This is a genomic window from Streptomyces sp. NPDC051662, from assembly GCF_040681655.1.
Lineage (GTDB): Bacteria > Actinomycetota > Actinomycetes > Streptomycetales > Streptomycetaceae > Streptomyces.
Window position 1 is genome coordinate 1 of sequence record NZ_JBFAZD010000011.1, and the last position, 26,492, is coordinate 26,492.

A 26,492-nucleotide genomic window follows, 5' to 3' on the forward strand; every position below is an offset into this window, starting at 1 on the left:
TGCGTGTCCGGACTGCTTTCCTCACCGTGCTTCGCACGAGCTGCGACGCTTTACGTCCGGACACGCACCTCCTCCGACCCCGACCCCCTCCCGCCCGTGGTCGCACTCGCCCTCGTGGTCGGCCGGGCCCGCTTTGTGCGGGCGGTGAAGGGGGGCGCGCAGGGGTCGTGTCCGGGACGTAGAGCGTGATTTGTGGCGCGCGAACGCCCGTCTCCTGACTGTGGGCGGAGTCGCGCCGTAAATCATGCAGTCCCGGGCGCGAGCCCGGAGCGACCACCGGCAACAACCCGCACCCGGAAACCGGCCCCGGCCAAGACGAACGCACCCCGGCGACAACCCGCACCCGGAAACCGGACCCGGCCAAAGACAAACCCTCAGCGCCGCAGGCCCGTCAGCGTCAGTTTCAGCAGGCGGTCCGCCAAGTGCGGGTCGGACGGGGATTGTTCCGCCGCCAAGGCGATCGCGTTCGTGAGCTGCATCAGGTCGTCGATCGAGACCTCCGGCCGGACATGGCCGGCCCGCTGCGCCCGTTCCAAGAGGCGTCCGCCCGCCTCGCGCATCGGCACACTGCACTGCGACAGCGCCGAACTCTCGTCGTGGGAGGCCGACATGAGCGCCTGGGAGAGCCCGCGGTACTCACCCGCATGAGTGATGAGCGTACCCAGCCATTCGACCAGCGCGCCGCACGGCTGCTCCGCCTCGGCGAGTTCGCGGGAGCGCTCGATGAGGGAGGTGAGCGCTTCCTGGAAGACCGCGTTCATCAGCGCGTGGCGGTTCGGGAAGTGGCGGTAGAGCGTGCCGATGCCGACGCCCGCGCGGCGCGCGATGTCCTCCAGGGAGGCGTCCGTGCCGTGTTCCGCGAAGCTGCGGCGGGCCTCCGTGAGCAGGCGCTCGTAGTTGCGGCGCGCGTCGGCGCGCATGGGCCGGGGCAGCGCGTGTGCCGTACCGCTCGCCATTGGGGTCCTCCCTGTCTCCGCCCGTGTGGCGTCAAGGATGCCACCGCACACGCGGAGGCCCCGCCGTGCTCCGGCGGGGCCTCGGTGGCGGGTCAGTCCTTGATTTCGCAGATGGTGGCGCCGGAGGTGAGGGCCGTGCCGACTTCGGCATTGAGGCCCTTGATGGTGCCGGAGCGGTGCGCGTTGAGGGGCTGCTCCATCTTCATGGCTTCGAGGACGACGACGAGGTCGCCCTCCTTGACCTCCTGGCCCTCTTCGACGGCGACCTTGACGATGGTGCCCTGCATCGGGGAGGCCAGGGTGTCGCCGGAGGCCGCGGAGGCGGACTTCTTGGCGGCGCGGCGCTTGGGCTTGGCGCCGGCGGCGAGGCCGGTGCGGGCCAGGGTCATGCCCAGGCTGGAGGGCAGGGAGACTTCGAGACGCTTGCCGCCGACCTCGACGACGACGGTCTCGCGGCCGGGCTCGTCCTCGGTCTCGGCGTCGGCGGGGGCCGCGAAGGGCGGGATGTCGTTGGTGAACTCCGTCTCCATCCAGCGGGTGTGGACGGTGAACGGGTCGGAGGTGAAGGCGGGGTCGGTGACGACCTTGCGGTGGAAGGGGATCGCCGTGGCCATGCCCTCGACCGTGAATTCGTTCAGGGCGCGGGAGGCGCGCTGGAGGGCCTGTTCGCGGGTGGCGCCGGTGACGATCAGCTTGGCGAGCAGGGAGTCCCAGGCCGGGCCGATGACCGAGCCGGACTCCACGCCCGCGTCGAGGCGGACGCCGGGGCCGGCGGGCGGGGCGAAGGTGGTGACGGTGCCGGGGGCGGGCAGGAAGCCGCGGCCCGGGTCCTCGCCGTTGATACGGAACTCGAAGGAGTGCCCGCGCACGGCCGGGTCGTCGTAGCCGAGGGCTTCGCCGTCGGCGATCCGGAACATCTCGCGGACCAGGTCGATGCCGGTGACCTCTTCGGTGACCGGGTGCTCGACCTGGAGGCGGGTGTTGACCTCCAGGAAGGAGATCGTGCCGTCGGTGCCGACGAGGAACTCGACGGTGCCCGCGCCGACGTAGCCGGCCTCCTTGAGGATCGCCTTGGACGCGGCGTACAGCTCGGCGTTCTGGGCGTCGGAGAGGAACGGGGCGGGGGCTTCCTCGACGAGCTTCTGGTGGCGGCGCTGGAGGGAGCAGTCGCGGGTGGAGACGACCACGACATTGCCGTGGGAGTCGGCCAGGCACTGGGTCTCGACGTGGCGGGGCTTGTCGAGGTAGCGCTCGACGAAGCACTCGCCGCGGCCGAAGGCGGCGACGGCCTCGCGGACGGCCGAGTCGTACAGCTCCGGGATCTCTTCGAGCGTACGGGCGACCTTGAGGCCGCGTCCGCCGCCGCCGAAGGCCGCCTTGATGGCGATCGGCAGGCCGTGCTCAGCGGCGAACGCGACGACCTCGTCCGCGCCGGAGACCGGGTCGGGGGTGCCGGCGACCAGGGGGGCGCCGGCGCGCTGGGCGATATGGCGGGCGGCGACCTTGTCGCCGAGGTCGCGGATGGCCTGCGGGGGCGGGCCGATCCAGGTCAGCCCGGCGTCCAGTACGGCCTGGGCGAATTCGGCGTTCTCGGACAGGAATCCGTAGCCCGGGTGGATCGCGTCGGCGCCGGAGTCCTTGGCCGCCTGGAGCACCTTGGCCATGTCCAGATAGCTGGCTGCCGGGGTGTCACCGCCCAGGGCGAACGCCTCGTCGGCCGCGCGGACGTGCAGGGCGTCCCGGTCCGGGTCCGCGTAGACGGCTACGCTCTGGATCCCGGCATCCCGGCAGGCACGGGCAACGCGGACAGCGATTTCGCCACGGTTGGCGATGAGCACCTTGCGCACGATGGCTCCCTCCTTGAAAACAAGCTGAGTTTAGGGACTGCCGACACGCCCCAAGGATCCGTCCCCAATGGTGACCTTGCCCACACGGAGCGTGGTCCGAGGCTGACTCAGGGGGCGAAATCCCTTGTGGCACCACGGTACGCCGGGATCCCCCGTCGCACAGTAGCGCTCGGATGTGGTCCACCTCTCTGTCCGAGTACCCCTCGGCGGATCGCGATTCTTTGTGGAGTCCCTACGAATGGCGGAATGATTCTCTGCCCTCGCCCGGGCCCTTGTCCGGTGGTTTACCGGTTAGTAGCGTGCGCGATGTCGTACGTACTACCGGTAACAGAGGAAGAGGGTGGCGTCGTGGCGCGCAGACCGGTGGCCTGGGTGGCCGCGATCGTGCTGCTGTTCGAGGCGGTCGGCATCGTGTTCGTCAACGGTGTGCTGGCGACGGTTGTCGACAATCAGCGGATGTCCCTGGCCGGACTCGATCCGTCCGCCATGTCTCTCGGTACGTGGGTGATGGGCGGGGTCTTCGGCGCCTATCTCGTGCTTGTCGCGGCGATTCTGGCGCGTACGGCCGTCAAGGACCGCGCTCCGGGCCGCTTCGGCAGGATCGCGCTCATCGTCTGCGCGGTGGTGCACGGGGTGCTCGGCGCGGTGACGGTGGGCCTGGTGGGGTGGAGTGCCTTCGCGTTCATGATGGTCGTGCTGGGGCTGATCGTGCTGGTGCTGGTGGCGTACGAGCCCGAGCGGGTGAGCCCGGCCGAGGGGCCGGCGCCCGCCTGAGCGCAAGTGCCATGGGTACGGGGCCGGTTCAGGCCCACAGATCGGTGATCGTGACGCCGTGCTCGCCGAGCAGCCGGCGCAGCAGGGGCAGCGACAGGCCGATGACATTGCCGTGGTTGCCGTCGATCGCGTCGACGAAGGGCGCGGAGCGGCCGTCCAGGGTGAAGGCGCCCGCGACCCGGAGGGGTTCGCCCGAGGCGACGTACGCGGCGATCTCGGCGTCCGTCGGGGTGCCGAAGCGGACAGTGGTCGAGGCGGTCTCGGCGACGCGGCGGCCGGTCGTCGTATCGATCACACAGTGGCCGGTCCGCAGGATTCCGTCACGTCCGCGCATCGACTTCCAGCGGGCGGTGGCCTCCTCGGCGTCGGCGGGCTTGCCGAACGCCTCGCCGTCGAGTTCGAGGACGGAGTCGCAGCCGACGACCAGCGCGCCGGCCGTCGCGGGGAGCGCGGCCACGGCGGTGGCCTTGGCCTCGGCGAGAACGAGCGCCAGTTCGGCGGGGGTCGGGGCGGAGAGCGCGTCCTCGTCGACGCCGCTGACGATCACCTCGGGGGCGAGCCCGGCCTGCCGGAGCAGTCCGAGACGGGCGGGGGAGGCGGAGGCGAGAACGAGCCGGCGGCGCTGATCGGTCATGCGGGCCATCGTAGGTCGCGGCGTCCGGCCGGTACGGGGGAGGGCGGCGGGAGGTGATCAGCCGAGGCCGAGCACGATCATCGCCACCACCACCGCCAGGGCGAGCAGGACCCCGGCGCGGCGCAGCATGAGCTGCGCGTCGCGCATCTCCCTGGGCGGCTCGTTCTCCGGGTCGGACCACAGCATGGGACCGATACTCCGGCCGCCCGGTCCGTAGCGCCTGAGTACGTGTACTCAGGCGCGGCGGTGCCGCCGCACTATCCGGACGGGACCCAGGTCCTAGCCGGGCCAGTACGTACGCGCCCACGCGCGCGGCCCCGGTTCGGGGAGCCGGCGGCGGGCGATCCGCGTCGGGGCCGACCACTCGGCGGCGGGCTCGGCCGCGCCCGGCGGTGAGTCCGCCACCGCCGCCGCGCGCGCCCGGACCACCGCGAGTGCGGCGGCCAACTCCTCCCGGGTCGGGTTTCCTCGTACAACCTTGATCACTTCGGCGCCCTTCCCGGAGTCCTAGAGGGGGATGTTGCCGTGCTTCTTCGGAGGCAGGCTTTCCCGCTTCGTCCGCAGTTGACGCAGGCCCTTGACGATATGCGCCCGGGTCTCCGACGGCATGATGACCGCGTCGACATAGCCGCGCTCGGCCGCCGCGTACGGATTGAGCAGCGTGTCCTCGTACTGCTGGATCAGCTCGGCGCGCGTCTCCTCCTGCGCGGTCACATCACCGGCCGCCGCGATCGTGCGGCGGTGCAGGATGTTCACCGCGCCCTGCGCGCCCATCACCGCGATCTGCGCGGTCGGCCAGGCCACATTGAGATCGGCGCCCAGATGCTTGGAGCCCATGACGTCGTACGCGCCGCCGAACGCCTTGCGGGTGATCACCGTGATCAGCGGGACCGTGGCCTCGGCGTACGCGTAGATCAGCTTGGCGCCGCGCCGGATGATGCCGCCGTACTCCTGGTCGACCCCCGGCAGGAACCCCGGGACGTCCACGAAGGTCAGCACCGGGACGTTGAAGGCGTCGCACGTACGGACGAACCGCGCGGCCTTCTCGGAGGCGTTGATGTCCAGGCAGCCCGCGAACTGCATCGGCTGGTTCGCCACGATCCCGACCGGGAAACCCTCGACCCGGCCGAAGCCGGTGATGATGTTCGGCGCGAACAGCGCCTGGGTCTCCAGGAATTCGGCGTCGTCCAGTACGTGCTCGATGGCCGTGTGCATGTCGTACGGCTGGTTCGCGGAGTCCGGGATCAGCGTGTCCAGCTCGCGGTCCTCGTCCGTCGTCGCCAGGTCCGCCTCCTCGGGGAAGGCGGGCGGCTCGGACAGGTTGTTCGAGGGGAGGTACGACAGCAGGGACTTGACGTACTCGATGGCGTCCTTCTCGTCGCCCGCCATGTGGTGCGCGACACCGGAGGTCGTGTTGTGGGTACGGGCGCCGCCCAGCTCCTCGAAGCCCACGTCCTCGCCGGTCACGGTCTTGATGACATCGGGACCCGTGATGAACATGTGCGAGGTCTGATCGACCATCACCGTGAAGTCGGTGATCGCGGGGGAGTAGACCGCGCCGCCCGCGCAGGGGCCGACGATCAGGCTGATCTGCGGTACGACACCCGAGGCGTGCACATTGCGGCGGAAGATCTCGGCGAAGAGGCCGAGGGCGACCACGCCCTCCTGGATGCGGGCGCCGCCGCCGTCGTTGATGCCGATGATCGGACAGCCGGTCTTCAGCGCGAAGTCCATGACCTTCACGATCTTCTCGCCGTAGACCTCGCCGAGCGAGCCGCCGAAGATGGTGAAGTCCTGCGAGTAGACACAGACCGGACGGCCGTCGACCGTGCCGTAGCCGGTGACCACCCCGTCCCCGTACGGGCGGTTCTTCTCGATGCCGAAATTGGTGGAGCGGTGCCTGGCGAACTCGTCGAGCTCGACGAACGACCCCTCGTCGAGCAGCAGATCCACCCGCTCGCGGGCCGTCAGCTTGCCCTTGGCGTGCTGCTTCTCCACGGCGCGCGCGGAACCCGCGTGGGTGGCCTCCTCGATGCGCCGCCGGAGATCCGCGATCTTGCCCGCGGTGGTGTGGGCGGCGGTTCCGTGGTTGGTTCCTCGGGCGTTTTCCGGCTCGGACATCGGGATGCGGCTCCCTGCGGGTTCACGGATGCGGGTGTTCCGGGTGCTACTGATCCGTAGGGTATCGGCGCGGATACCGTTCGGCAGTGCGGTGTTGGCCACACCTAGGGTGGCTTGCATGACGGATCCCCATGCACCCGAGAGCCGCTGGTCCGACCTCGAACGCCCCCCGCTGAACGAACGCGCGCTGCGTCGCGGGCTGATCCGGCCCGACGGGCTGTGGAGCTCGCTCGACGTGGTCGCCGCCACCGGATCCACCAACTCCGATCTGGCCGCGCGGGCCAGGCCGGGGGCGGACGGCACACCGGGAGCGCCGGAGGGCACCGTACTGATCGCCGAGGAGCAGACGGCGGGCCGCGGCCGGCTGGACAGACGGTGGTCCGCGCCCGCGCGCTCCGGGCTCTTCTTCTCCGTACTGCTCCGGCCCGGCCCCGGCGTACCCGTCCACCGCTACGGCTGGCTGCCGCTGCTGACGGGAGTGGCCGTCGCGACCGGGCTGGCGCGGGCCGCGGGCGTGGACACGGCACTCAAATGGCCCAATGACCTGCTGGTGACCGTGGGCGGCGAGGAGCGCAAGGCCGGCGGCATCCTCGCGGAGCGGGCGGGGGACGACGCGGTCGTGGTGGGCGTCGGCGTGAATGTCTCGCTGCACACGGCGGAACTGCCCGTACCGGCGGCCGGCTCGCTGGCCCTGGCGAACGCGGTCTCCCTGGACCGCGACACCCTGCTGCGCGGGGTGCTGCGGGCGCTGGAGCGGTGGTACGGGGAGTGGCGCGAGGCGGGCGGCGATCCGGCCGCTTCCCGGCTCCAGGAGGCGTACGCGGCGGGGTGCGCGACGCTGGGCCGCACGGTACGGGCGGTCCTGCCGGGCGACCGCGAGCTGGTGGGCGAGGCGGTGGCGGTGGACGGCGACGGGCGGCTGGTGGTCGCGACGGAGGACGGCACCCGGCATCCGATCGGCGCGGGCGACATCGTCCATCTGCGGCCGGTCGCCTGAACCCGCGGGCGGATCCGGGGAGTCGTCCTCCGGCGTGGGCATATGCAAGGTGCACATGGCACCGTCGCCCGGCCGGCCTCCCCGGCGGCCACCGGCGACGGCCCGTGACCGGACCGTCGCACCCCGATCCGGTTGCCCCCGCGATACGTGAGCCAGCGCACATCTGCCGTATCGTTGAGGCGGTCCACGACAGATCGGCAGGGCAGTGCGCAGGGAACGGGCAGGAGGCGGCTGGTGACCGTCGACGATTCGACTTCCGGCGAGGACGCGCAGCCGCCGTCGGAGTCTTCGGCACACCCCACTCCCCACCATGTCGTCGACCACACGGCCGAGCCGTCAGACGACCCGCTGGCCATCCGCCTCGAACAGCTGATCCTCGGCGCGGACCGCCGCTACACCGCCTTCCAGGCCGCCCGTACCGCCGGGGTCTCGATGGACCTCGCCTCCCGCTTCTGGCGCGCCATGGGCTTCGCCGACATCGGCCAGGCCAAGGCGCTCACGGAGGCGGACGTACTGGCCCTGCGGCGGCTCGCCGGTCTGGTGGAGGCGGGGCTGCTCAGCGAGCCGATGGCGATCCAGGTCGCCCGCTCGACCGGGCAGACCACCGCCCGGCTGGCGGAGTGGCAGATCGATTCCTTCCTGGAGGGCCTGACCGAGCCGCCCGAGCCCGGCATGACCCGTACCGAGGTCACCTACCCCCTGGTGGAACTGCTCCTGCCCGAGCTGGAGGAGTTCCTCGTCTATGTGTGGCGGCGCCAGCTCGCCGCCGCCACGGGCCGCGTCGTCCAGGCCGCGGACGACGACGAGATGGTCGACCGGCGGCTCGCCGTCGGCTTCGCCGACCTCGTCGGCTTCACCCGGCTGACCCGGCGGCTGGAGGAGGAGGAGCTCGGCGAGCTGGTCGAGGCGTTCGAGACGACCGCCGCCGACCTCGTCGCCGCGCACGGCGGCCGGCTGATCAAGACCCTTGGCGACGAGGTCCTGTTCGCGGCGGACGACGCGGGAACGGCCGCGGAGATAGCGCTGCGCCTGATAGAGACCATGACCCATGACGAGTCGATGCCGGCGCTGCGCGTCGGGATCGCGTTCGGGACGGTCACGACGCGGATGGGCGACGTGTTCGGTACGACGGTGAACCTCGCGAGCCGGCTGACGTCGATAGCGCCGAAGGACACGGTCCTGGTCGACGGCGCGTTCGCGGAGGAGCTGATCCGCACGGGCGACGCCCCCGCCTCCGAGGCGCAGGCGGCGGAGGCCGCGGCGAAGGCCGAGAAGGAGGGCGCGACGCTGCCCTCGTACCGCTTCGGGCTCCAGCCGATGTGGCAGCGGCCGGTGCGGGGGCTGGGTGTGGTCGAGCCCTGGCTGATGGGGCGGCGGACCACCTAGGTCCTGTCGGCCGGACAGGGCCTGGGGCCTTTCGGTCGGCCCTGCCCTCTCACCGGGGCCGCCCCTTAGGATCGGCCCCGGTGTAGGTGAACCGTCGTTAACCGGGAGGGTGCGGTCATGGCTGAGACTGAGCAGAGGTTCGGGGAGTTCGTCGTCGTACGGCGGCACGGGCCGGGCGGGCAGGTCGCGGAACTGGTCCTGGACCGGCCCAAGGCCATGAACGCCGTCTCCACCGAGCTGGCCAGGTCCCTCGGGAACGCCTGCGCCGCGCTCGGTGCCGACCGGGACGTACGGGTCACGGTACTGACCTCCACCCATGAACGGGCCTTCTGCGTCGGCGCGGACCTCAAGGAGCGCAACTCCTTCAGCGACGCCGAACTCGTGCGCCAGCGGCCGACCGCGCGGGCCGCGTACACCGGCGTACTGGAACTGCCGATGCCGACCGTCGCGGCGGTGCACGGCTTCGCGCTGGGCGGCGGCTTCGAGCTGGCGCTCGCCTGCGATCTGATCGTCGCCGACTCCACGGCGGTCGTGGGGCTGCCCGAGGTGTCGGTCGGGGTGATCCCCGGCGGCGGTGGTACGCAGCTGCTGCCGCGCCGTGTCGGCGCCGCGCGCGCCGCCGAACTGGTCTTCACCGCACGGCGGGTGGCCGCGGCCGAGGCGGCGGCGCTGGGGCTCGTCGACCAGCTGGTGGACGAGGGCGCAGACCGGGACGAGGCCCTGGCCCTGGCCGGCCGTATCGCCGCCAACTCGCCCGTCGGCCTGCGCGCCGCCAAGCGCGCGCTGCGCCTCGGGCACGGGCTCGATCTGCGGGCGGGGCTTGAGGTCGAGGACGCCGCGTGGCGGTCCGTCGCGTTCTCCGGCGACCGGGCGGAAGGGGTCGCCGCGTTCAACGAGAAGCGGAAGCCGCAGTGGCCCGGAGAGTGAACGCGCCCTGTGGGTGAACGCGCAACGATCACCCCTCGCTCCAGATGATCAAATCCCTTCAAACCGTCTTAAGCTGGGACGATGGGAGTGGATGGGCGACTGCGCGCCATAGTGGAACTGTCTCAGGCGATGGCGGCGGCCCCTACGGCGATCGAGTCCTGGCGGGCCGCCGCGCACGGCGCGCTGGAGGCGCTCGGGGGGAGCTTCGCGGCGCTGTCGTCGTGGGAGCGGGAACTCGGGCATCTCAGGGTGCTGGTGAACACGGGGGCGCGGGTCGACGGGGAGGAGGAGTTCCCCAAGGACGAGACGTACCCTGTGCACGAGTTCCCCGAGATCGCGGAGTTCCTGCACGAGCGGTGGGCGGCGGGCGGTGGCCCGCAGGCGTGGGTCGAGACCGCGGCGGGGCCGGCGGTCGTCCCGGCCCCGGGGGTGCCGGGCGGGCCCGGCTACAACCACCAGCGGGTGGCCGCGCTGCGCAGGCGGGGCCGTGGCTGCTGTGTCGTCGCGCCGATCGTGCTGCACGGACGGGCGTGGGGCGAGCTGTATGTGGCCAGGCCCCCGGAAGCGCCGCTGTTCGACGCGGCCGACGCGGATTTCGCGACCGTCATCGCATCGGTGGTGGCGGCGGGGATCGCCCAGACGGAGCGGCTCGAAGAGGTCCGCAGGCTCGCCTTCACCGACCCGCTGACCGGCCTCGCGAACCGGCGCGCGGTCGATGTACGGCTCGATGAGGCGATCGGGCGCCATCGGGCGGAGGGGGCCGTCGTCAGTCTGGTCGTCTGCGATCTCAACGGCCTCAAGAGGGTCAACGACACCCAGGGCCACGCGGCAGGTGACCGCCTGCTGGAACGGTTCGCCACGCTGCTGTCCGTATGCGGCGCGCGGCTTCCCGGCGCGCTGGTGGCGCGCCTCGGCGGGGACGAGTTCTGTCTGCTGACGGTGGGGCCCACATCGGACGAGGTGCTGGCGGTGGCGGCCGACCTGTGCGAGCGGGCGGCCGGGCTTGAGCTGGGGGAGGGCGTGGCGTGCGGGATCGCGTCGACGGGGGATCCGATCGGGGAGGTGCCGTCGGCGCGACGGCTGTTCCGACTGGCGGACGCGGCGCAGTACCGGGCGAAGGCGGCGCGGGCCGGGGGGCCGGTGGTGGCGGGGCGGGACGGCGCGGTGCTGCGGCTGGCGGACGCGCCGGCGGTGCGGGGTGACCGCGACAGAAGGCGCTTCCGTGACGCGCCTCCGCCGCCGGGGTGAGCGCCGGGGTGAGCGGCGGGGCCGTGCGCGGGGGTGGGGGTGTCCCCCGACCGCCGGCCCGGACAGCCGCCGGAGGCGTACCGCTAGTGACACCCTGAGATTCAGTCCGTACGCTCCTGAATATGGATATGCACACTGTCGTGGTGGGGACGTCCGGGACGACCGCCGAGGACGTGGTCGCCGTGGCCAGGGGCCACGCCCGGATCGAGCTCTCCGCCGAGGCGCTCGACGCGCTCGCCGCCGCTCGGGAGGTCGTGGACGCGCTGGCCGCCAAGCCCGAGCCGGTGTACGGGGTCTCCACCGGGTTCGGGGCGCTCGCCACCCGGTGGATCAGCCCGGATCTCCGGGGCCGGCTCCAGCGCAATATCGTGCGGTCGCACGCCGCCGGCATGGGCCCCCGCGTCGAGCGGGATGTCGTACGGGCGTTGATGTTCCTGCGGCTCAAGACCGTGGCCTCCGGGCGCACCGGCGTGCGCCCGAGCGTGGCACGGACCATGGCCGACGTGCTGAACGCGGGGATCACGCCCGTGGTGCACGAGTTCGGCTCGCTCGGCTGCTCCGGGGATCTCGCGCCGCTTTCCCACTGCGCGCTGACCCTCATGGGCGAGGGCGACGCGGAGGGCCCCGACGGCGTCGTACGGCCCGCGGGCGAGCTGCTCGCCGCGCACGGGATCGAGCCGGTGGAGCTGCGGGAGAAGGAAGGGCTCGCCCTGCTCAACGGGACCGACGGCATGCTCGGCATGCTGGTCATGGCGATCGCCGATCTGAAGCGGCTCTACACCTCCGCCGACATCACCGCCGCGCTGAGCCTGGAGGCCCTGCTCGGTACCGCCAAGGTCCTCGCCCCCGAACTGCACGCCATCCGCCCGCACCCGGGCCAGGGCGACAGCGCCGCCAATATGCTGCGGGTGCTCGCCGGGTCCGGGCTGACCGGGCACTTCCAGCAGGACGAGGCCCCGCGGGTCCAGGACGCCTACTCCGTGCGCTGCGCCCCGCAGGTCGCGGGCGCGGGCCGGGACACGCTGGCGTACGCGAGTGTCGTGGCCGAGCGTGAGCTGGCGTCGGCGGTCGACAACCCGGTGGTGCTGCCGGACGGCCGGGTGGAGTCCAACGGCAACTTCCACGGCGCTCCGGTGGCGTATGTGCTGGACTTCCTGGCGATCGCCGCCGCCGACCTCGGTTCCATCGCCGAGCGCCGTACGGACCGGCTCCTGGACAAGAACCGTTCGCACGGTCTGCCGCCCTTCCTCGCCGACGACGCGGGCGTCGACTCGGGGCTGATGATCGCCCAGTACACCCAGGCCGCCCTGGTCAGCGAGATGAAGCGGCTCGCGGTGCCGGCCTCGGTCGACTCGATCCCCTCGTCCGCGATGCAGGAGGACCATGTCTCCATGGGCTGGTCGGCCGCGCGCAAGCTCCGTACCGCCGTCGACAATCTGACCCGTGTGATCGCCGTGGAGCTGTACGCCGCGACGCGCGCGATCGAGCTGCGTACGGGCCTTACGCCCGCGCCCGCCTCCCAGGCGGCCATCGACGGCCTGCGCGCGGCGGGTGTCCAGGGGCCCGGTCCTGACCGCTTCCTGGCGCCCGATCTCGCCGGGGCCGACGCGTTCGTGCGCGGGGGCGGGCTCGTCGCCGCGGTCGAGCCGGTGACCGGGCCGCTGGCCTGAGGCCGCTGAGCGTACGGAGGGGCCGCCCGGACGCCGGGCGGCCCCTCCGTACGTATACGTCTCAGATACGTCTCAGAGCGGCATACGGGCACCTCTGCGCATGGAGTACGCGACGAACCCCGCGCCGATCCCGAGGCAGAGGGTCCCGCCGACCAGATACGGCGTGGTGTCCACGCCGCCCGTATCGGCGAGGGTCAGCTGCCCGGACTCCCCGGAGGCGAGGCTCTGAGCGGATACCGCTGACTGCTCCCGCGGGCCGCTCTGCTCCTCGGTGGCCTTCGCTGAGGGCACGAACCACAGGGCGCAGAGCAAGGTACCGGCGGCGGTAGCTGTCAGGAGCGGTCGGCGCGCGACGGACACGTGATCGATCCCCCTTGTGACAACGCCGAATTGGCTGGGTGCGGTGATGTTAGTGATAGCAGCGGGTCGCGGGAAAGTCGTGGGGCCGGGAGCTTACCCTCCGTCGTATGAGCGATTCTGAGACATCACGGTATGTTCGGGTACAGGTGGAATTGGTGCTGGAGGTCGATGACCCCGAGCGACTGAGCGCCGCCGCCCTCGCCCGAATCGGCGCGGACGAGTCCATGCCGGACGACGAGCGGACGCATGCCCGGTCCGCGGTCCGGGAAGACGAGGCGGAGGCCCTCGCGTATCTGGTGGAACCCTTCGACCTGGTCAAGGAGGTCCCGGGGGTCGAGCTCGCCCAGGCCTCATGGACCAGTGAACTGATCGACTACGACCCCGACGCGGTGGAGTGGGGCCTCGACGAGGACGACGAGGACGACGGGGAAGAGGCCGGGGTCGAGGGCGAGGTCGGAGCTGGTCGGATGTAGCGCGGAGGCATGTCACTCTGGTAAGCCCCGGTCCGCCGCAGCCGACGGGCCGGGGCTTCCGTGTTTCCGCGGAGCGAGTGGTGTTCACCACATCTTCGGTCGATGTGGAACCGGACGAACCGGTACAGGTGTTCTTAAGTGTTATCGGCAGGGTTAAGCGGCGATGATGGAGAAGCGTGTGATGAGGGACAGCAAGCGGCGCAAGGTCATCGCGGCCGCGTCCGTGGCGCTCGGCGGCGTACTGGTGCTTTCGGCCTGTAGCCAGGGGGCGGACAAGGGCCCCTCCGAGAGCTCGGCGTCGGCGCAGGCCAAGGCCGACGAGGTGGCCGCCAAGGAGACCTCACAGGCCCAGATAGCCATCGCGCCCAAGAACGGCGCGACGAATGCGGGTATCAACAACGACGCCAAGGTCACCGTCACCAAGGGCACCCTCACCAGCGTGACCATGACCACCGCGGACGGCACCGCCGTCAAGGGCACTCTGGCCGCCGATGCCAAGAGCTGGAAGCCGGACGCCCAGCTGGAGCGCTCCACCTCGTACAAGATCACCGCGACCGCGAAGGACGACAAGGGCCGCGAGGCCCATGAGAACTCCTCCTTCACCACCGTCTCGCCGAGCAACAGCTTCATCGGGAACTTCACCCCCGAGGACGGCTCCACGGTCGGTGTCGGTATGCCGGTCTCGATCAACTTCGACAAGGCGATCACCGACAAGAAGGCCGTCCAGGACGGCATCACCGTCACGTCGAGCAGCGGCCAGCAGGTCGTCGGCCACTGGTTCAACCAGCAGCGCCTCGACTTCCGCCCCGAGCAGTACTGGACGGGCGGCTCCACGGTCACCCTCAAGCTGAACCTGGACGGGGTCGAGGGCGCGGACGGCGTCTTCGGTGTCCAGCAGAAGACCGTCACCTTCCAGATCGGCCGCAGCCAGGTCAGCACGGTCGACGTCAAGAGCAAGACGATGACGGTCGTACGGGACGGCAAGACGCTCAAGACCATCCCGATCTCCGCCGGTTCGCCGGAGAACACGACCTACAACGGCCAGATGGTGATCTCCGAGAAGTTCAAGGAGACCCGGATGAACGGTGCCACGGTCGGCTTCACGGACGACGACGGCAAGGGCGAGTACGACATCAAGGACGTTCCGCACGCCATGCGGCTCTCCACGTCCGGGACCTTCATCCACGGCAGCTACTGGGGCGGAAACGCGTTCGGCAACGTCAACACGAGCCACGGCTGTGTGGGCCTGAAGGACGTGAAGGGCGCCGGCGACCCCAACCAGCCGGCCGCCTGGTTCTACAACAACTCGCTCCTCGGTGACGTGGTCGTCGTCAAGAACTCCGCCGACAAGACCATCGCGCCGGACAACGGCCTCAACGGCTGGAACATGAACTGGGCCGAGTGGCAGGCCGGTTCGGCCGCCTGAGCGGACCCGATCCGACCTGAGCGGACCTGATCCGAGCCGACTGGACCTGAGCCGACCCTGATCCGAGCCGACCTGATCTGAGCCGACCTGATCTGAGCCGACCTGATCTGAGCCGACCTGATCTGAGCCGACCTGATCTGAGCCGACCTGATCTGAGCCGACCCTGATCCGATCCGGCTCGCCCGGCCGGTCCGAGCCCCCACGTCAACGGCGGCGGCACCTCCTCCAGTGCCGCCGCCGTTCGCGTTCTCATCCCGCTCTCACCCGGCCCTTAACCCGTCATCACACCGGGCACCTAGCTTCACGCCCATGTTCTTCACCTATCTCAGGCGCGAGCTGCGCCGTCGCAGAAAGGCGGCGCTCGTCGTCGCCTCGGGGCTCGCCCTGGGCATCGCGCTGGTGATCGTCGTCAGCTCCGTCTCCTCGGGTATGAGCCAGGCCCAGGACAAGGTCCTTCAGTCGCTCTACGGCCTCGGTACCGATATGACCGTCACCAAGGCCGCGACCCCGCCGGGCGAGGGCGACACCAACCGCCGGCGCTTCGAGTTCGACGCCAAGGGCGACACCGACGCCGAACAGAGCAGTGACCGGGTGATGGTGCAGGGCCTCCAGACCCTGGCCTCCTCGACCGTCACGGAGGTCGGCGACCAGGACGGGGTCGCCGAGGCCGTCGGCGGGCTCAGCCTGACCGTGCTCAAGGTCAACGGGGAGTTCAAACCCGGCGAGTTCACCCCGCCGGAGGGCGGTGGCCGAACCGGCCAGGGCGGTACGGGCGGCGGTGAGGTCCGCGGCGGCGGCGCCGCGTTCGACGTCAACTCGTACACCGTCTTCGGCACCGATGTGGCCGCGCCCGCGCTCGGCCCGCTGACCTCGTCCAAGATCACCACGGGCCGTACGTTCCAGAGCACCGAGACGGACGCGGCGGTAGCGGTCGTCGACAGCGCGTACGCCAAGGAGAAGAGCCTCGCGGTCGGCAAGACCGTCACCATCTCCGGTACGAAGTTCTCCATCGTCGGGGTCGCCACCGCCGACAGCGGGGACTCCGCCGCCAACCTCTACGTCCCGCTGAAGAAGGCCCAGACCCTGGCCGACTCCAAGGACAAGGTCACCACGGTCTATGTCAAGGCCGCCGACTCGCAGCAGATCGCCGGAGTCAAGTCCGCCATCCAGAAGAACATCCCGGACACGACGGTCACCACCTCCGCCGATCTCGCCGGTACGGTGTCCGGCTCCCTGTCCACCGCCTCCGACCTCGCCACGACGGTCGGAAAGTGGCTCTCCATCGCCGTGCTGATCGCGGCCTTCCTGGTGGCGGGTCTGCTCACCTCCTCGGCCGTCAGCCGCCGCGTGCGGGAGTTCGGCACGCTCAAGGCGCTCGGCTGGAAGAGCGGCCGGGTCACCCGCCAGGTGGTCGGCGAGGCGCTGGTCAACGGGCTGCTCGGCGGTGCGCTCGGGATCGCGCTCGGGCTCGGCGGCGCCTATCTCGTCACGGCCATCAGCCCGACCCTCACGGCCCAACTCGGCTCCACGGGCGGCGGGGGCGGCGGCCTCGCGGGCGGCGGTCCCATGGGCGGCGGCGGCCCCGGGCGGCAGACCGCGTCCAAGGCCCTCGATATCGCCCTGACCGCGCCCGTCTCCGTCGCCACCATCGGTATGGCCGTGGGACTGGCCGTCGCGGGCGGTCTGATCGCCGGCGGCTTCGGTGGCTGGCGGGCCTCCCGGCTGCGGCCCGCGGACGCCCTGCGCCGCGTCGAGTAGTCCCGGTCCCCCTTTCAACAGGATTTCGCACAGCAGGAGTTGAACGTGTACCAGCTCAGAGGCGTCACCAAGCGCTACTCGCGCGGCAAGAAGACCGTCGACGCGCTCGCCGGCGTCGATCTGACCATCGAGGACGGCGGCCGGCTCGTCATCCAGGGACCGACCGGCGGGGGAAAGTCCACGCTCCTCCAGATGCTCGGCGGCCTCGACCGGCCGACCCAGGGCAGCGTCGAATTCGACGGGGTGGATCTGGCCAAGCTGCCGGAGGCCAGGCTCACCAAGGTACGGGCGGAGAGCATCGGCTTCGTCTTCCAGAGCTTCAACCTCATCCCCACGCTGACCGCGCAGGAGAACGTCGAGACGGCGCTGGTGCCACTCGGCCTCAAGGGCGCGGCCCGGCGCGAACGCGCGGCGGAGGCGCTGGGCTCCGTCGGCCTCGGTGAACGGCTCGGCCATGTGCCCGGCGAGCTCTCGGGCGGTCAGCAGCAGCGCGTCGCCATCGCCCGCGCGCTCGTCAAGCGGCCGAAGGTGCTGCTCGCCGATGAACCCACGGGAAATCTCGACGAGTCGATGCGTGACGAGATCATGGAACTGCTGGAGGGCCTCTGGAAAGAGCACGGTCTGACCTTCATCATGGTCACTCACGACAGCTCGATCGCCCGCCGCGCTCCACGGCTCGCCACGATCCGCAAGGGACGGGTCACGATCACCGAGAACGCCGCGGCCTGACCCCGCGAGTGGCGCACGCGCCGGGCCGTACGGGCGTTGACGTACGGCCCGGTTCCGCCCGGATGTCTCCGAAAGTCGGGGGCGTCACCACCCTCGTACGCGTAGGTTCGATCCATGCTGATCACTCTGGGAAGCCCGCCCTCGGACGCCGAGACAGACGCCTGGCACGCGGTGATCAGCGCGGCCCACGTCCGCGATCTGCCGGCCTCCGCGCCGGAGCCGAGCAGGACGGAGACGGCGGGAAAACTGCGCATCCCGCCGGTGAGCGGGCGGAACGTGCACCTCGTGGCGGTGGCGGAGGACGGCGCGTACGAGGGTGTCGCCTCGCTGCTGCTGTTCACCGACGCGGCCAACCGGCACACGGCCTTCCTGGACGCCCTGGTCGTACGCCCCGACGCCCGGCGGCGCGGCGTCGGCGCGACGCTCTGGACGGCGATACGCGCCGAACTCGCCGCCCAGGGACGCTCCTCGGTCTCGACCGTCCTGGAACTCGGCGGCGCGGGCGAGGCGTTCGTCGACAGCCTCGGCTTCACGAACGTGCTGCGTCTCGGCTGGTACGTGCAGCGTGTCGCACCGGCGCTGGAGGAGATTCCGCGGCCCGTCCTGCCGGAGGGGCTGCGCTTCCTGGGCTGGTCAGGTGTCGTGCCCGACGGGACGGCCGAGGCGTTCGCCCGCGCCCACGCCGCGAGACGTGATGTGTCGGGGCCCAGCAGACAACTGGACGAACACACACCGAGCTGGGACGTGGAGCGGGTACGGACCGCGGCCCGGCTGATCGAGCGGCGCGGCGGGATCGTCCTCACCTCGGCCGTCCTGGACACCGAGCGGGACGACGCCGTCGTCGCCTACACCGAGGTCGTCCTGACCGCCCCCTCTGACACCCGCGCGCTCCAGTACGACACGGTGGTCGTCCCCGCCCACCGGGGCCGGGGTCTGGGCCGTGCCGTCAAACGCCATCTGCTGGGGCGGCTGCGTGAACTGCACCCGGGGGTACGGGAGATCCGTACCACCGTCGCCGACGACAACGTGTCGACGCTGGCGATGAACGAGGCGCTCGGCTACCGGCGGGAGCGGCCCGCGGGGGTCTTCCAGGCGAAGCTCTGACCGACGGGCGGCCGCACGGTCGGCCCGCCCCCCACCCGTCGGTCAGCGGCGTCGGCCGGTCAGCTCACCACACGGCCCGCCCGCAGCTCCAGCCGCGCGCCCGTGAACCGGGCCCGGAAACCGCGGTCGTGCGAGACCACCACCACCGCCCCCGCGTACGCCGCCAGCGCCTCCTCCAACTCCTCCACCAGGCTGAGCGCCACATGGTTCGTCGGTTCGTCGAGGATGAGCAGATCGGCCGGGCGGGTCACCAGCCTGGCCAGTTCCAGCCTGCGCCGCTGGCCGACCGAGAGGGCCGTGACCGGTACGCCGAAATCGTCCGGCCGGAACAGCCCGAGGCTCAGCAACTCGTCCTCGTACTCCTCCGGGAGCCCGGGACGGCCCGCCGCGAAGGCCCCCAGCAGCGGGAGGCGCGAGGGTACGGCGGGCAGCTCCTGGGCGAGATAGCCGAGCGGGCCGGTGTGGCGCACCGTACCGCTGTCCGGGCGCAGTTCACCGGCCAGGACCCGGAGCAGTGTGGTCTTGCCCGCGCCGTTGGGGCCGGTCACGAGCAGCCGTTCGCCCGCCGCCACCCGGAGACCGGGCACCGACAGCCGGTCGCCGACCACCACATCGTCCAGCTGGGCGACCACGTCCTCGGCGGCCACGTCCTTTGCGGCCACTTCCTCGGCGGCCACTACTTTGGCGGCCACTTCTCCGGCGACGGCGACGGCGACGGTGTCCGCGCGGCCGGACGCGAGCGTGGCCCTGAACCTCAGTGGCTCGGGAGGCGCCGGTACGGGGCTCTCCTTGAGCCGCCACAGCCGCTCCCGCGCCGCCCTGACCTGCCCGGACAGCTTCGCCTCGTGCGAGCGGCGGTGCTTGCCGAAGCCCTGGCGGGGATCCCCGCCGGTGGCCACGAGCCGCCGGCCGGCCGCCGCGACCAGCTCCTCCGTACGGGCCAGCTCGGCCAGATACTCCAGATGGTCCTGCTCCCAGCGGCGCCGGGCCGCGGCCTTCGCCGTCCGGTAGCCGCCCCAGCCGTCGCCGTACCGGGTCACCGCCCGGGTGTCCCGGTCGACCTCCAGGATCGTCGTCGCGATCCGCTCCAGGAACGCCCGGTCGTGGGTGACGGCGAGCACCGTCCCGCGGTGCGCCCTGAGCTGGTCCTCCAGCCAGACGCTCGCGCGGACGTCGAGATGGTTGGTGGGCTCGTCGAGCAGCAGCAGCTCGGGCGCCGACGCCAGGACGCAGGCCAGCGCCAGCCGGGAGCGCTCGCCGCCGGAGAGTGTGCCGAGGGTACGGTCCCGGGCCACCCCGGCGAGCCCGAGGCCATGGAGCGCGGCGTCGACACGGGCGTCGGCGCGATAGCCGTCGCGCTCCTCGTACGCCGCCAACAGCTCACCGTAGGCGGCCAGTTCATCAGGACCGGCGTCGCCGAGTGCCGCTTCGGCCGCCGCGATCCGGCGCTCCAGCGCGCGCAGCTCGGCCAGGGCCGCGTCCACGGCGTCCTGGACGGTCCGGCCGGGATCGAGAGCGAGGGTCTGGGCGAGATGGCCGACGCCGCCGGGGAACCGGACGGTGATCTCGCCGTCGTCGGGCCGTTCGGCCCCGGCGAGCAGCCGCAGCAGGGTCGACTTGCCGGAGCCGTTCTCCCCGATGACTCCGGCCTTCTCGCCGGGACGTACGGTCAGCGACACCTGGTCGAGAACCGACCGGTCGCCGTACGCCTTGGACACGTCCTTCATCGCCAATTGGGCGCGTTCGCGCATGCTTCTTCCTGGAGTGTCACGCCCTTGTGCAGGGCTGAGCAGTGTCGGACCTGGGGAGCGGGTCCGGACTCACAGGAAGAAGTAGTGGCGGAACATGCCGTCCACTGTAGCCGCGCCGTTCGGCGCGGCCCAGGGATTTTCTCCGTACCACCGGTGCTGCCGCCGGTGCGGTCGCTGGTGCTGCTACCGGTGCGGTCGCCGGTGCTGCTACCGGTGCGGCGCCGGTGCTGGTGCGGTCAGGGGTTGCCGACCAGCTGGACCGGTCCGTTCAGGGTGTTCGGGGTGCAGCCGGGGCCCGACAGGGTCAGCCGCTGCTTGGTGCTGACCACGGAGAGCGGACCGGTCAGCGAGGTGCCGCAGAGCTGCACGGTGTGGGCGCCGACCGCCTGGACGGGCCCGGTGATGTCCGCGCCCTTCGCCACCAGGCTCGCGCCCCCCGTGACCACGACCGGGCCGGTCTGGCGCGTGCCGTTCAGGCAGACGACGCCCGAGGAGACGACCAGCGGGCCGGTGTGCTTGCCGGTCAGCGTCTTCGTGCAGGCGGGCGTGGCCGGAACGCGGCCACGGAAGTCCAGCGCGTACGCGAGCTTGCCGGGCTTCTTGTCGGAGATCGGGGCGCTCAGCTTGCCGAACTCGCCGCCGGTCGGCTTCTTCCCGTCGTTCCACTCCGCCATCCGGCCCAGCTCGTCGGCGGTGCGGCCGTCGGCGATGACGGTGTCACCGGCCGTGCCCGACATGGCCTCGGAGGCGGCGCGGACGGCGGTCAGATAGGAGGCGGGGGAGCCGAGGTCGTACGAGTCGAGGTCCACGCGGTCGCGCAGCCAGGTGCCCCACAGGAACTCCAGGTACTCCGCCGTCTCCGCCGGAGCCCGGTAGCCGATGTCACGCGTGAAGTAGACGAGGCTGCGGTAGCGGTCGTCATGGAAGCCGGCCAGGCCGAGGCGCTGCGGGAGCTGGTCGGTGGTGATGGGCTTGTTGTTCTCGTCGCGCAGCCAGACCCACTTCTTCTCCTGCATCGTCCGCCAGAAGGCGGCGGGCGACAGCTCGCTCAGATTGCCCGTGACACGCAGTCGGATCCGGGTCTTCGGGCCGCCGTCGGGCGTTTCGAGGAAGGACGTCAGGGAGTGGTGTCCGTCGGTGAGATACAGCTCCCCACCGGGGCCGATGACGACCGTCTTCATCGCTGCGCGCGTCTCGTCCGTCTCCTGGCCGACCGGCACGGTGCAGGTGAAGGTGGACGGGTCGGAGAGCTTGGCGCCCGGCGACACCGTCGCCGCCTTCTCCTGGCCGTTGGTCTCGCACCAGTCGTCGAACCGCTTGTTGAAGTCGCCGTTCTGCTCGTCCTTGGCGCTGCTGTAGCGGCCGAGCTTGTAGTAGATCTGGTCGAAGCCCACGGAGGGCTGGGTGGGGCGCAGTTGGTCGAGCGTGACATCGAGGAGATCGCCTGGCTCGGCCTTGAGGGCGGCGCTCCTGGCTCCCGCTCCGGCTGTGCCCGGCGTACCCGCCGTGGCCGCGCCCACGGGGGAGCCGCTCGCGACGACACCGCCCAACGCGAGCGCGCCCACGGCCAGTCCGGCGGCCAGCCCGCGCGCCGCGCCGCTCGGGAGGCCCCCGGCCCGTGCCGGGCGGTGGCTGTCAGGCCGGTGCTGCGTACGGGCTGAGCCGGTCATACGGTCTCCAGTTGCTGTGTTCTCGGGACCGCGCCCCCCTGCGGGAGGCGTGGTGGATCGGACATATCCACTCACCTCTCCCGGCACCGCCCGATGGCTTCCGGTCATCGGGCGGGTGGCGGACAGGTGAACGATGGTGTCAGGTCGGCGCGGTCGTACCGGACGGCGGAGCGGCCATGTCGCGACCTGGGCCGCCACCCCGCCCGTGGGCGGGACGGACGAGGGGGCTCAGACGCGTGGCCGGAGCCGGTGTATGCGGTCCAGATCACCGGCGAGCAGATCGTCATGGGTGATGGCGAAGTCGCCGTTGGGGAGGGAACAGCCGCCGAAATAGGACCCCATGACGGTGTCCGGCAGATACTGCCGCAACTGATGGCGCATCCCGGGCGGATAGTCGACGGCTTCCCCCCAGCCCTCCGGCGCCTCATCGGTGCTGAGCAGCACCCAATGGTCCACGGGAACCTCGGCGTTGAGGTCGGGCGGCTCGCCGGTATGACAGTCGAGCGCGGGCAGCGTCAGCCGGTCGGGGGCCGTCGGCCGGTACCACATCAGCAGCGGCTTCGCCCGCTCCGCCTCGGCGTTGTCGAAGCAGCACACGGCGATGGAGTGGCCGGGGTAGTGGGCGGCGTAGAACTCCAGCAGGAGCGGATTGAGGCGCGGCCGTCTGCGTAACGGCACCTGTATCAGGGCGGATTCGAGGAGCGTCGGATCGCTGGCGAGGAGCACGGTATAGATGTCGTGCTCGAACACCTCGACCCGCTGCCCGGAGTCCCACCCCATCCACGCCATCCCGTCCCGCCCGGCGGGAACCGGCTGTACGGCGTCAACCATCCGACTGAGTACGTCAGGACTGCGCCCCGCCGAGATGAAGTTCTCCCGGGACATCCGCCGCGCGGGCAGATGCAGCAGCATGGCGTTGGGCCCGACGGCGAGATTGGCCGCGGTGTTCTGATACCCGAGGACATGGATCAGCCCGTGCGCCGCGTGATGCAGCCGTCCGGCGTACAGGGTGGTGCCTGAGAACTCCGCCTGGTCCATCGAGACGCACATGGGCTCAAGTTATCCGCAGCGGTGAGCCGACGTGAAGTGGGCATGACCGCGGCCGGGGGACACCTCGTGCGCTGCGCTGGTCTCGGCGTACGAGGTGTCCCGGCGCGCACCGGCTGAGTTCTCAACTGCCGGCTTGTGCTGCTTCCTCGGGGGTGGTGTAAGCCTTGACGATCGGGTCCGCTTTCAGCGGATTGTTCTCGCAGCCGAGGGCTTCGGTGATCTTCCGGGTCATCAGGTAGGTGAAAAGTATCTGCTGATCCCTCGCCTTCTGATTCACCTCGGGTCCTTCGTATGCGGTGTTCGATCCCCTTGCGCCGAGCAGCGTCTGCTTTGACAGACCGTCCAGTTCGCCTTTCAGGGAGCACTGTACGCGGAGCTTGGCGAGAGTTTCATCGGACTCTCCAGTTATGCCATTGAAATTATAGTAGCTGCCGGAGGTGCGGCCCCACTTGCTTGGGTTGCTGCGGGAGGTCCAATAGAATTCAACGCGCAGGGTATTGCCTCCGCTGGCCCTACGGATTTTCGGGGAGTATGAGCAAACCTGAGTCGTGTACTCTGTGCCGCCGGGTTTCCACCGCCGCAGGTCGTCCATCATTTTCTCCGACACGTTGGAGTCTGTGTTGAAAATGGTGGTTCTGTATTCGCTCGCTTTGAGCAGTTGCTGTACGAGCTTTTTTTCGGCGGGGTCGCTGCATGAATGGCTGACCGGAGGATCGGGGGCTTCCGTGGTGCAGGAGGTTGCTGCCAGTGCGAATGCGGCGATGGCGGCAGACACGTTCAGGGAGCTGCGGATTCTAGGAGAATTGCAGGTGCGCCCGGGCTGCGCCTCGACCGGCAACGTAACCGTCGCTTGCGTTGTCTTTTGCTGAGACGAAAGCACCGTGGTCCTCCGAAAGTTTATTCTTTTCTCGCCACCCGTCGAATAGTTCATTTGTTCCGTCCATGCCCTTGGAGAAGTTCTCACTGGAATCCTGTTTTCCCTGGTCCTCGGCTATATTGACGACATCCTTGGTCCAGTCGTATGCAACAGAGTCGATCAGTGCACCTCCAGCGGTACCCACGAACGGGATCTCGCCAATGAGGCCGTTTGCCCCGATGGACGAATACGTGGAGGTGTCTTCGGCCCACTCCACTCGATCGTCCATTTTATCCTTGTACACATCGGCGCCAATTCCGTTGAAGGCGCCCATCGCCACGCCGATCTCTCGTCCACGGTGATCCCAGTCAGCGCTCGATCCATGTTGTTTATCGCCATGGTATGCGGGCGCCTCGGTGAGCTGTTGCGCTGAGTAAGCCCGCTCTGTTTCGTACAGCAGGGAATAGGAAGGGGCATCATCCGCTATGCCTCGCATGATGCGTATGAGGCTGCCCTGTCCCACGGCGATGTGTGACTTGTCGCCCGATCCGTTGATGCCGTCCTGGCCGGCGCTGCCCCCGTAGGCGGATTCCTGCCCGACGAGGATGATATGGGTGTCGGCGACGTAGTCGGTGAGAGCCCTGGCCATCGGCTGGCGCAGATTCTCCAGATCCTTGGGGAATTCGTCTCCGCCCATCTCGTCGTCCAGGAGCCTGATGGCGTTGTGCATGACCCGCGCCTGGCCCTCGGAGTGCGGACCGGGTTCGCCGGGAGGTCCGCCCGGTTCGTGGCCGGTGGCCGCCGCCTCTATGGCGGCTCCCAGGCCCGCGGCCTGGTAAGGATTCCCGATGTCGATGGGGGCGGTGCCGGGCGCCGAGATGGCGCTGTCGGGCCACTCGCGCTTCGTCAGCAAGTACTCCAGATGGTCGTTCTTATTTCCTTGCGCCTGAGGATCAAGGAAATAGGTTGCCGCATCGGGTTGCTTGCTCATGATGTTCAGCAGGCCATCGAGTGGATCGGCGACAAGATTCGGCCGGGACGGGTCATAGAAGCTCACCGACGCGTTCGGCTGCGACTTCTCGACCTTTATCATGTCGTTGCCGACTTCGTTGAGGAATTCCTTCCCGTATCCCTCACCGTTCGACATCAACGTGACCAGCACTCGATACCCGGACGTCGGCGACGCACCGCCGTCGAGATCATCGTCGCCCGCAGCCTTCAACCCGTTCATGAAGGGCCTGTAGGCGTAGCTGCCGGGATCCTTGGTGCCGGAAGCGACAGTATCGGCAAGCCCCGCGTTGATCGAGTTGAAGAGCTTCTTGTCGCTTGCCGAGATGTCCCTTTCATTGGCTGCCAGGTTCATCCTGTCGGCAAGCAGCAGAGTATCTTTTGCGCCCAGGCTGTTCAGATATGCCTCGCTGAAGTGCTTGTCGTCGGAATTCTGGCGCAGCAGATCGTTGTAGCGCTCCAGTTCCTTCGCCGAGGCACTGCCTGAGTTGATCTTGTTCGTGAGGGCGAGGGCTTCGATTGCCTCGACGTCGTTGACGGGCTTGGAATTGAAGCCGAAGGATGAGGTCCCGTCGGCGCCGGAAGCGTTCAGTAGCGCAGCTTTGACATCGAGATCATAATCGGTGATGGACTTGACCGCGTCCATGATTTTCTTGGTATAGGAGTTCTCGATGTCGCGAAGGTCCGGATCATGGCGCACGCTGTTCGCGGTAGCCGCATCGACCTTACTGAAGTCGTAGCTCGCGATTCCCTGGTCGGATACCTTCATGCCGGCGCCGGTTGCTTCTGTGACGGCGGATTTCACTCTTCCTTTGAGCTCCGTGAACTGGCCGTGAGCGTCGCGCAGCAGCGATTCCATCGCGCGCGCTTCCTTCTGTGCCGAGTCGAACTCATTGCGCGTCATGCGGAATTTCGCAGAGGCGGACAGTGCGCTTTCGCCGACCCATGAATTTCCGGAAGCGACGCTCTGCACTTCCTTCTCGTACACGTCCTCAAGTTTTTTGAATTTATCCGCCATCGCCTTCCACCCATCTGCCGCATCGATGAGGGTGGAGAGGTTGATCTGCATGATCTCGTAATAGCTCGGCATCGCTCTCCTCAGAGATCCGCGATCCTGGACTGCGGTGAACCGAAATTCTGCTCCACTGAAACATCGTTGCCGATGAGCGTCGCCGAGGCGTTCCGCAGTCCCGTCTTCTCGGAGCTCAGCCGGCCCATTAATCGCTTGACCTGGCTGTCCCAGTGTTCGTGAGCCTTCTTCAAGCCGGCGCCTGTTTCCCAGCCCTTGAATTCGCCGACCGCGGTCCTGATGGGCTCATCGGCCGCGTTCGCCGCCGACTTGGTCCCCGGCTCAAGGTGATTTTCGATCGTGTTGGCCGCGGCCTTCTTCTTCGCGGGACTCGTGGCCAGGTCCGGCGTGGTGGCTCCTCCATCGGCCGGGAGTTGATTGAGGCGCATATGCGCCGAATGTCGCTCGGTTGCGGCGCTCTTGAGCTGAGCCCATTCCTGCTCGAACGACATTGCTCCCCCTTGGCGGCTGTTTGGTTGCTGCCGGGGCGGCTCCGGCGGTGGCACTCGCCGACTGCGAGGTGACCGGAACCTCCACACATGACAGCGGGGCTGCACCCCCGGCTGGTCTTCGTCGGGAGGGTCTGTTGAGCCCGTTGATCATTTTAGTCGGCTTTAGAGTTGGGCAGGGCACGTTGCCGCCTTGTGGCCGGATCGCGATCCCGGCGAGGTGCGTGTA

At 69.7% G+C, this 26,492-nt stretch carries 24 protein-coding genes; 11 read left to right on the plus strand and 13 right to left on the minus strand.

Translation table 11 applies throughout. From position 1 onward, the window contains the following. Positions 1–374 precede the first annotated feature (374 nt). The gene (locus AB0M67_RS19565; protein ID WP_365747004.1) at positions 375–956 is read right to left on the minus strand and encodes a helix-turn-helix domain-containing protein; all 582 of its coding nucleotides are present in this window, start codon (positions 954–956) and stop codon (positions 375–377) included. Positions 957–1,048: 92 nt separating this feature from the next. Continuing rightward, complete coding sequence (locus AB0M67_RS19570) at positions 1,049–2,803, minus strand: biotin carboxylase N-terminal domain-containing protein (RefSeq protein ID WP_365747006.1); 1,755 nt, start codon at positions 2,801–2,803, stop codon at positions 1,049–1,051. A 306-nt stretch (positions 2,804–3,109) separates the two neighbouring features. Here AB0M67_RS19570 and AB0M67_RS19575 point away from each other — a divergent pair, with 306 nt between their 5' ends. Beyond that, positions 3,110–3,577 carry a hypothetical protein gene (locus tag AB0M67_RS19575; RefSeq protein ID WP_365747008.1) on the plus strand — a complete coding sequence of 156 codons (468 nt, stop codon included), beginning with the start codon at positions 3,110–3,112 and terminating at the stop codon, positions 3,575–3,577. A gap of 28 nt (positions 3,578–3,605) precedes the next feature. On the opposite strand, the gene AB0M67_RS19580 is transcribed toward AB0M67_RS19575, so the two are convergent. The 4 genes from AB0M67_RS19580 to AB0M67_RS19595 form a co-directional block, all read right to left on the minus strand. Further along, the gene (locus AB0M67_RS19580; protein ID WP_365747010.1) at positions 3,606–4,220 is read right to left on the minus strand and encodes a nucleoside triphosphate pyrophosphatase; all 615 of its coding nucleotides are present in this window, start codon (positions 4,218–4,220) and stop codon (positions 3,606–3,608) included. 48 nt (positions 4,221–4,268) lie between these two features. Continuing rightward, positions 4,269–4,397, minus strand: coding sequence for a hypothetical protein (locus AB0M67_RS19585; protein ID WP_365747012.1), 129 nt, complete (start codon positions 4,395–4,397; stop codon positions 4,269–4,271). Between the two features lie 93 nt (positions 4,398–4,490). Further along, complete coding sequence (locus AB0M67_RS19590) at positions 4,491–4,697, minus strand: acyl-CoA carboxylase epsilon subunit (protein ID WP_365747014.1); 207 nt, start codon at positions 4,695–4,697, stop codon at positions 4,491–4,493. 21 nt (positions 4,698–4,718) lie between these two features. Next, positions 4,719–6,332 carry an acyl-CoA carboxylase subunit beta gene (locus tag AB0M67_RS19595; protein WP_365747016.1) on the minus strand — a complete coding sequence of 538 codons (1,614 nt, stop codon included), beginning with the start codon at positions 6,330–6,332 and terminating at the stop codon, positions 4,719–4,721. Between the two features lie 118 nt (positions 6,333–6,450). On the opposite strand from AB0M67_RS19595, the gene AB0M67_RS19600 reads away from it, so the two are divergent. From AB0M67_RS19600 to hutH, 5 genes are all read left to right on the plus strand, one after another. Continuing rightward, entirely contained in the window at positions 6,451–7,329 is an 879-nt protein-coding gene (locus AB0M67_RS19600; protein ID WP_365747018.1) for a biotin--[acetyl-CoA-carboxylase] ligase, read from the plus strand. A gap of 234 nt (positions 7,330–7,563) precedes the next feature. Next, positions 7,564–8,715: an adenylate/guanylate cyclase domain-containing protein gene (locus AB0M67_RS19605; RefSeq protein ID WP_365747020.1), complete on the plus strand. Its 1,152-nt coding sequence runs from the start codon at positions 7,564–7,566 to the stop codon at positions 8,713–8,715. Positions 8,716–8,832: 117 nt separating this feature from the next. Continuing rightward, positions 8,833–9,642: an enoyl-CoA hydratase-related protein gene (locus AB0M67_RS19610; protein WP_365747022.1), complete on the plus strand. Its 810-nt coding sequence runs from the start codon at positions 8,833–8,835 to the stop codon at positions 9,640–9,642. An 81-nt stretch (positions 9,643–9,723) separates the two neighbouring features. Next, positions 9,724–10,890 (plus strand): diguanylate cyclase, encoded by a 1,167-nt coding sequence (locus AB0M67_RS19615; RefSeq protein WP_365747023.1) that lies wholly within the window; start codon positions 9,724–9,726, stop codon positions 10,888–10,890. A 122-nt stretch (positions 10,891–11,012) separates the two neighbouring features. Continuing rightward, a complete protein-coding gene (hutH, locus tag AB0M67_RS19620) occupies positions 11,013–12,560 on the plus strand; it encodes a histidine ammonia-lyase (protein WP_365747025.1) in 1,548 nt (515 codons plus the stop codon). A gap of 72 nt (positions 12,561–12,632) precedes the next feature. Here the strand turns inward: hutH and AB0M67_RS19625 are convergent, their stop codons facing one another. Then, positions 12,633–12,920: a hypothetical protein gene (locus tag AB0M67_RS19625; RefSeq protein WP_365747027.1), complete on the minus strand. Its 288-nt coding sequence runs from the start codon at positions 12,918–12,920 to the stop codon at positions 12,633–12,635. Between the two features lie 107 nt (positions 12,921–13,027). On the opposite strand from AB0M67_RS19625, the gene AB0M67_RS19630 reads away from it, so the two are divergent. The 5 genes from AB0M67_RS19630 (at position 13,028) to AB0M67_RS19650 (ending at position 18,410) form a co-directional block, all read left to right on the plus strand. Beyond that, positions 13,028–13,393, plus strand: coding sequence for a hypothetical protein (locus tag AB0M67_RS19630; protein ID WP_249948150.1), 366 nt, complete (start codon positions 13,028–13,030; stop codon positions 13,391–13,393). A gap of 166 nt (positions 13,394–13,559) precedes the next feature. Next, complete coding sequence (locus AB0M67_RS19635; RefSeq protein WP_365747432.1) at positions 13,560–14,819, plus strand: Ig-like domain-containing protein; 1,260 nt, start codon at positions 13,560–13,562, stop codon at positions 14,817–14,819. 309 nt (positions 14,820–15,128) lie between these two features. Then, complete coding sequence (locus tag AB0M67_RS19640) at positions 15,129–16,577, plus strand: ABC transporter permease (RefSeq protein WP_365747029.1); 1,449 nt, start codon at positions 15,129–15,131, stop codon at positions 16,575–16,577. A 45-nt stretch (positions 16,578–16,622) separates the two neighbouring features. Continuing rightward, a complete protein-coding gene (locus AB0M67_RS19645; RefSeq protein WP_351394618.1) occupies positions 16,623–17,306 on the plus strand; it encodes an ABC transporter ATP-binding protein in 684 nt (227 codons plus the stop codon). A gap of 114 nt (positions 17,307–17,420) precedes the next feature. Continuing rightward, positions 17,421–18,410, plus strand: a complete 990-nt coding sequence (locus AB0M67_RS19650) for a GNAT family N-acetyltransferase (protein WP_365747032.1) — start codon at positions 17,421–17,423, stop codon at positions 18,408–18,410. A gap of 59 nt (positions 18,411–18,469) precedes the next feature. On the opposite strand, the gene AB0M67_RS19655 is transcribed toward AB0M67_RS19650, so the two are convergent. From AB0M67_RS19655 to AB0M67_RS19680, 6 genes are all read right to left on the minus strand, one after another. Further along, a complete protein-coding gene (locus AB0M67_RS19655) occupies positions 18,470–20,161 on the minus strand; it encodes an ABC-F family ATP-binding cassette domain-containing protein (RefSeq protein ID WP_365747034.1) in 1,692 nt (563 codons plus the stop codon). Positions 20,162–20,397: 236 nt separating this feature from the next. Continuing rightward, positions 20,398–21,831: a ParB/Srx family N-terminal domain-containing protein gene (locus AB0M67_RS19660; protein WP_365747036.1), complete on the minus strand. Its 1,434-nt coding sequence runs from the start codon at positions 21,829–21,831 to the stop codon at positions 20,398–20,400. 228 nt (positions 21,832–22,059) lie between these two features. Next, positions 22,060–22,881, minus strand: a complete 822-nt coding sequence (locus AB0M67_RS19665) for a hypothetical protein (protein ID WP_365747038.1) — start codon at positions 22,879–22,881, stop codon at positions 22,060–22,062. A 121-nt stretch (positions 22,882–23,002) separates the two neighbouring features. Then, complete coding sequence (locus tag AB0M67_RS19670; RefSeq protein WP_365747040.1) at positions 23,003–23,656, minus strand: hypothetical protein; 654 nt, start codon at positions 23,654–23,656, stop codon at positions 23,003–23,005. Between the two features lie 19 nt (positions 23,657–23,675). Continuing rightward, a complete protein-coding gene (locus AB0M67_RS19675; RefSeq protein WP_365747042.1) occupies positions 23,676–25,835 on the minus strand; it encodes a DUF6571 family protein in 2,160 nt (719 codons plus the stop codon). A gap of 8 nt (positions 25,836–25,843) precedes the next feature. After that, positions 25,844–26,266, minus strand: a complete 423-nt coding sequence (locus AB0M67_RS19680; RefSeq protein WP_365747044.1) for a hypothetical protein — start codon at positions 26,264–26,266, stop codon at positions 25,844–25,846. Between the last annotated feature and the right edge of the window lie 226 nt (positions 26,267–26,492).

What these genes read in the sequence shown, in the direction of transcription:
- AB0M67_RS19635 (WP_365747432.1), top strand. Translation starts at nt 13,560, where the DNA reads ATGGAGAAGCGTGTGATGAGGGACAGCAAGCGGCGCAAGGTCATCGCG.
- AB0M67_RS19650 (WP_365747032.1), top strand. Translation starts at nt 17,421, where the DNA reads ATGCTGATCACTCTGGGAAGCCCGCCCTCGGACGCCGAGACAGACGCC.
- AB0M67_RS19680 (WP_365747044.1), bottom strand. Translation starts at nt 26,266, where the DNA reads ATGTCGTTCGAGCAGGAATGGGCTCAGCTCAAGAGCGCCGCAACCGAG.
- AB0M67_RS19640 (WP_365747029.1), top strand. Translation starts at nt 15,129, where the DNA reads ATGTTCTTCACCTATCTCAGGCGCGAGCTGCGCCGTCGCAGAAAGGCG.
- AB0M67_RS19610 (WP_365747022.1), top strand. Translation starts at nt 8,833, where the DNA reads ATGGCTGAGACTGAGCAGAGGTTCGGGGAGTTCGTCGTCGTACGGCGG.
- AB0M67_RS19630 (WP_249948150.1), top strand. Translation starts at nt 13,028, where the DNA reads ATGAGCGATTCTGAGACATCACGGTATGTTCGGGTACAGGTGGAATTG.
- AB0M67_RS19580 (WP_365747010.1), bottom strand. Translation starts at nt 4,220, where the DNA reads ATGGCCCGCATGACCGATCAGCGCCGCCGGCTCGTTCTCGCCTCCGCC.
- hutH (WP_365747025.1), top strand. Translation starts at nt 11,013, where the DNA reads ATGGATATGCACACTGTCGTGGTGGGGACGTCCGGGACGACCGCCGAG.
- AB0M67_RS19655 (WP_365747034.1), bottom strand. Translation starts at nt 20,161, where the DNA reads ATGCGCGAACGCGCCCAATTGGCGATGAAGGACGTGTCCAAGGCGTAC.
- AB0M67_RS19585 (WP_365747012.1), bottom strand. Translation starts at nt 4,397, where the DNA reads ATGCTGTGGTCCGACCCGGAGAACGAGCCGCCCAGGGAGATGCGCGAC.
- AB0M67_RS19600 (WP_365747018.1), top strand. Translation starts at nt 6,451, where the DNA reads ATGACGGATCCCCATGCACCCGAGAGCCGCTGGTCCGACCTCGAACGC.
- AB0M67_RS19675 (WP_365747042.1), bottom strand. Translation starts at nt 25,835, where the DNA reads ATGCCGAGCTATTACGAGATCATGCAGATCAACCTCTCCACCCTCATC.
- AB0M67_RS19565 (WP_365747004.1), bottom strand. Translation starts at nt 956, where the DNA reads ATGGCGAGCGGTACGGCACACGCGCTGCCCCGGCCCATGCGCGCCGAC.
- AB0M67_RS19660 (WP_365747036.1), bottom strand. Translation starts at nt 21,831, where the DNA reads ATGACCGGCTCAGCCCGTACGCAGCACCGGCCTGACAGCCACCGCCCG.
- AB0M67_RS19615 (WP_365747023.1), top strand. Translation starts at nt 9,724, where the DNA reads ATGGGAGTGGATGGGCGACTGCGCGCCATAGTGGAACTGTCTCAGGCG.
- AB0M67_RS19575 (WP_365747008.1), top strand. Translation starts at nt 3,110, where the DNA reads ATGTCGTACGTACTACCGGTAACAGAGGAAGAGGGTGGCGTCGTGGCG.
- AB0M67_RS19595 (WP_365747016.1), bottom strand. Translation starts at nt 6,332, where the DNA reads ATGTCCGAGCCGGAAAACGCCCGAGGAACCAACCACGGAACCGCCGCC.
- AB0M67_RS19665 (WP_365747038.1), bottom strand. Translation starts at nt 22,881, where the DNA reads ATGTGCGTCTCGATGGACCAGGCGGAGTTCTCAGGCACCACCCTGTAC.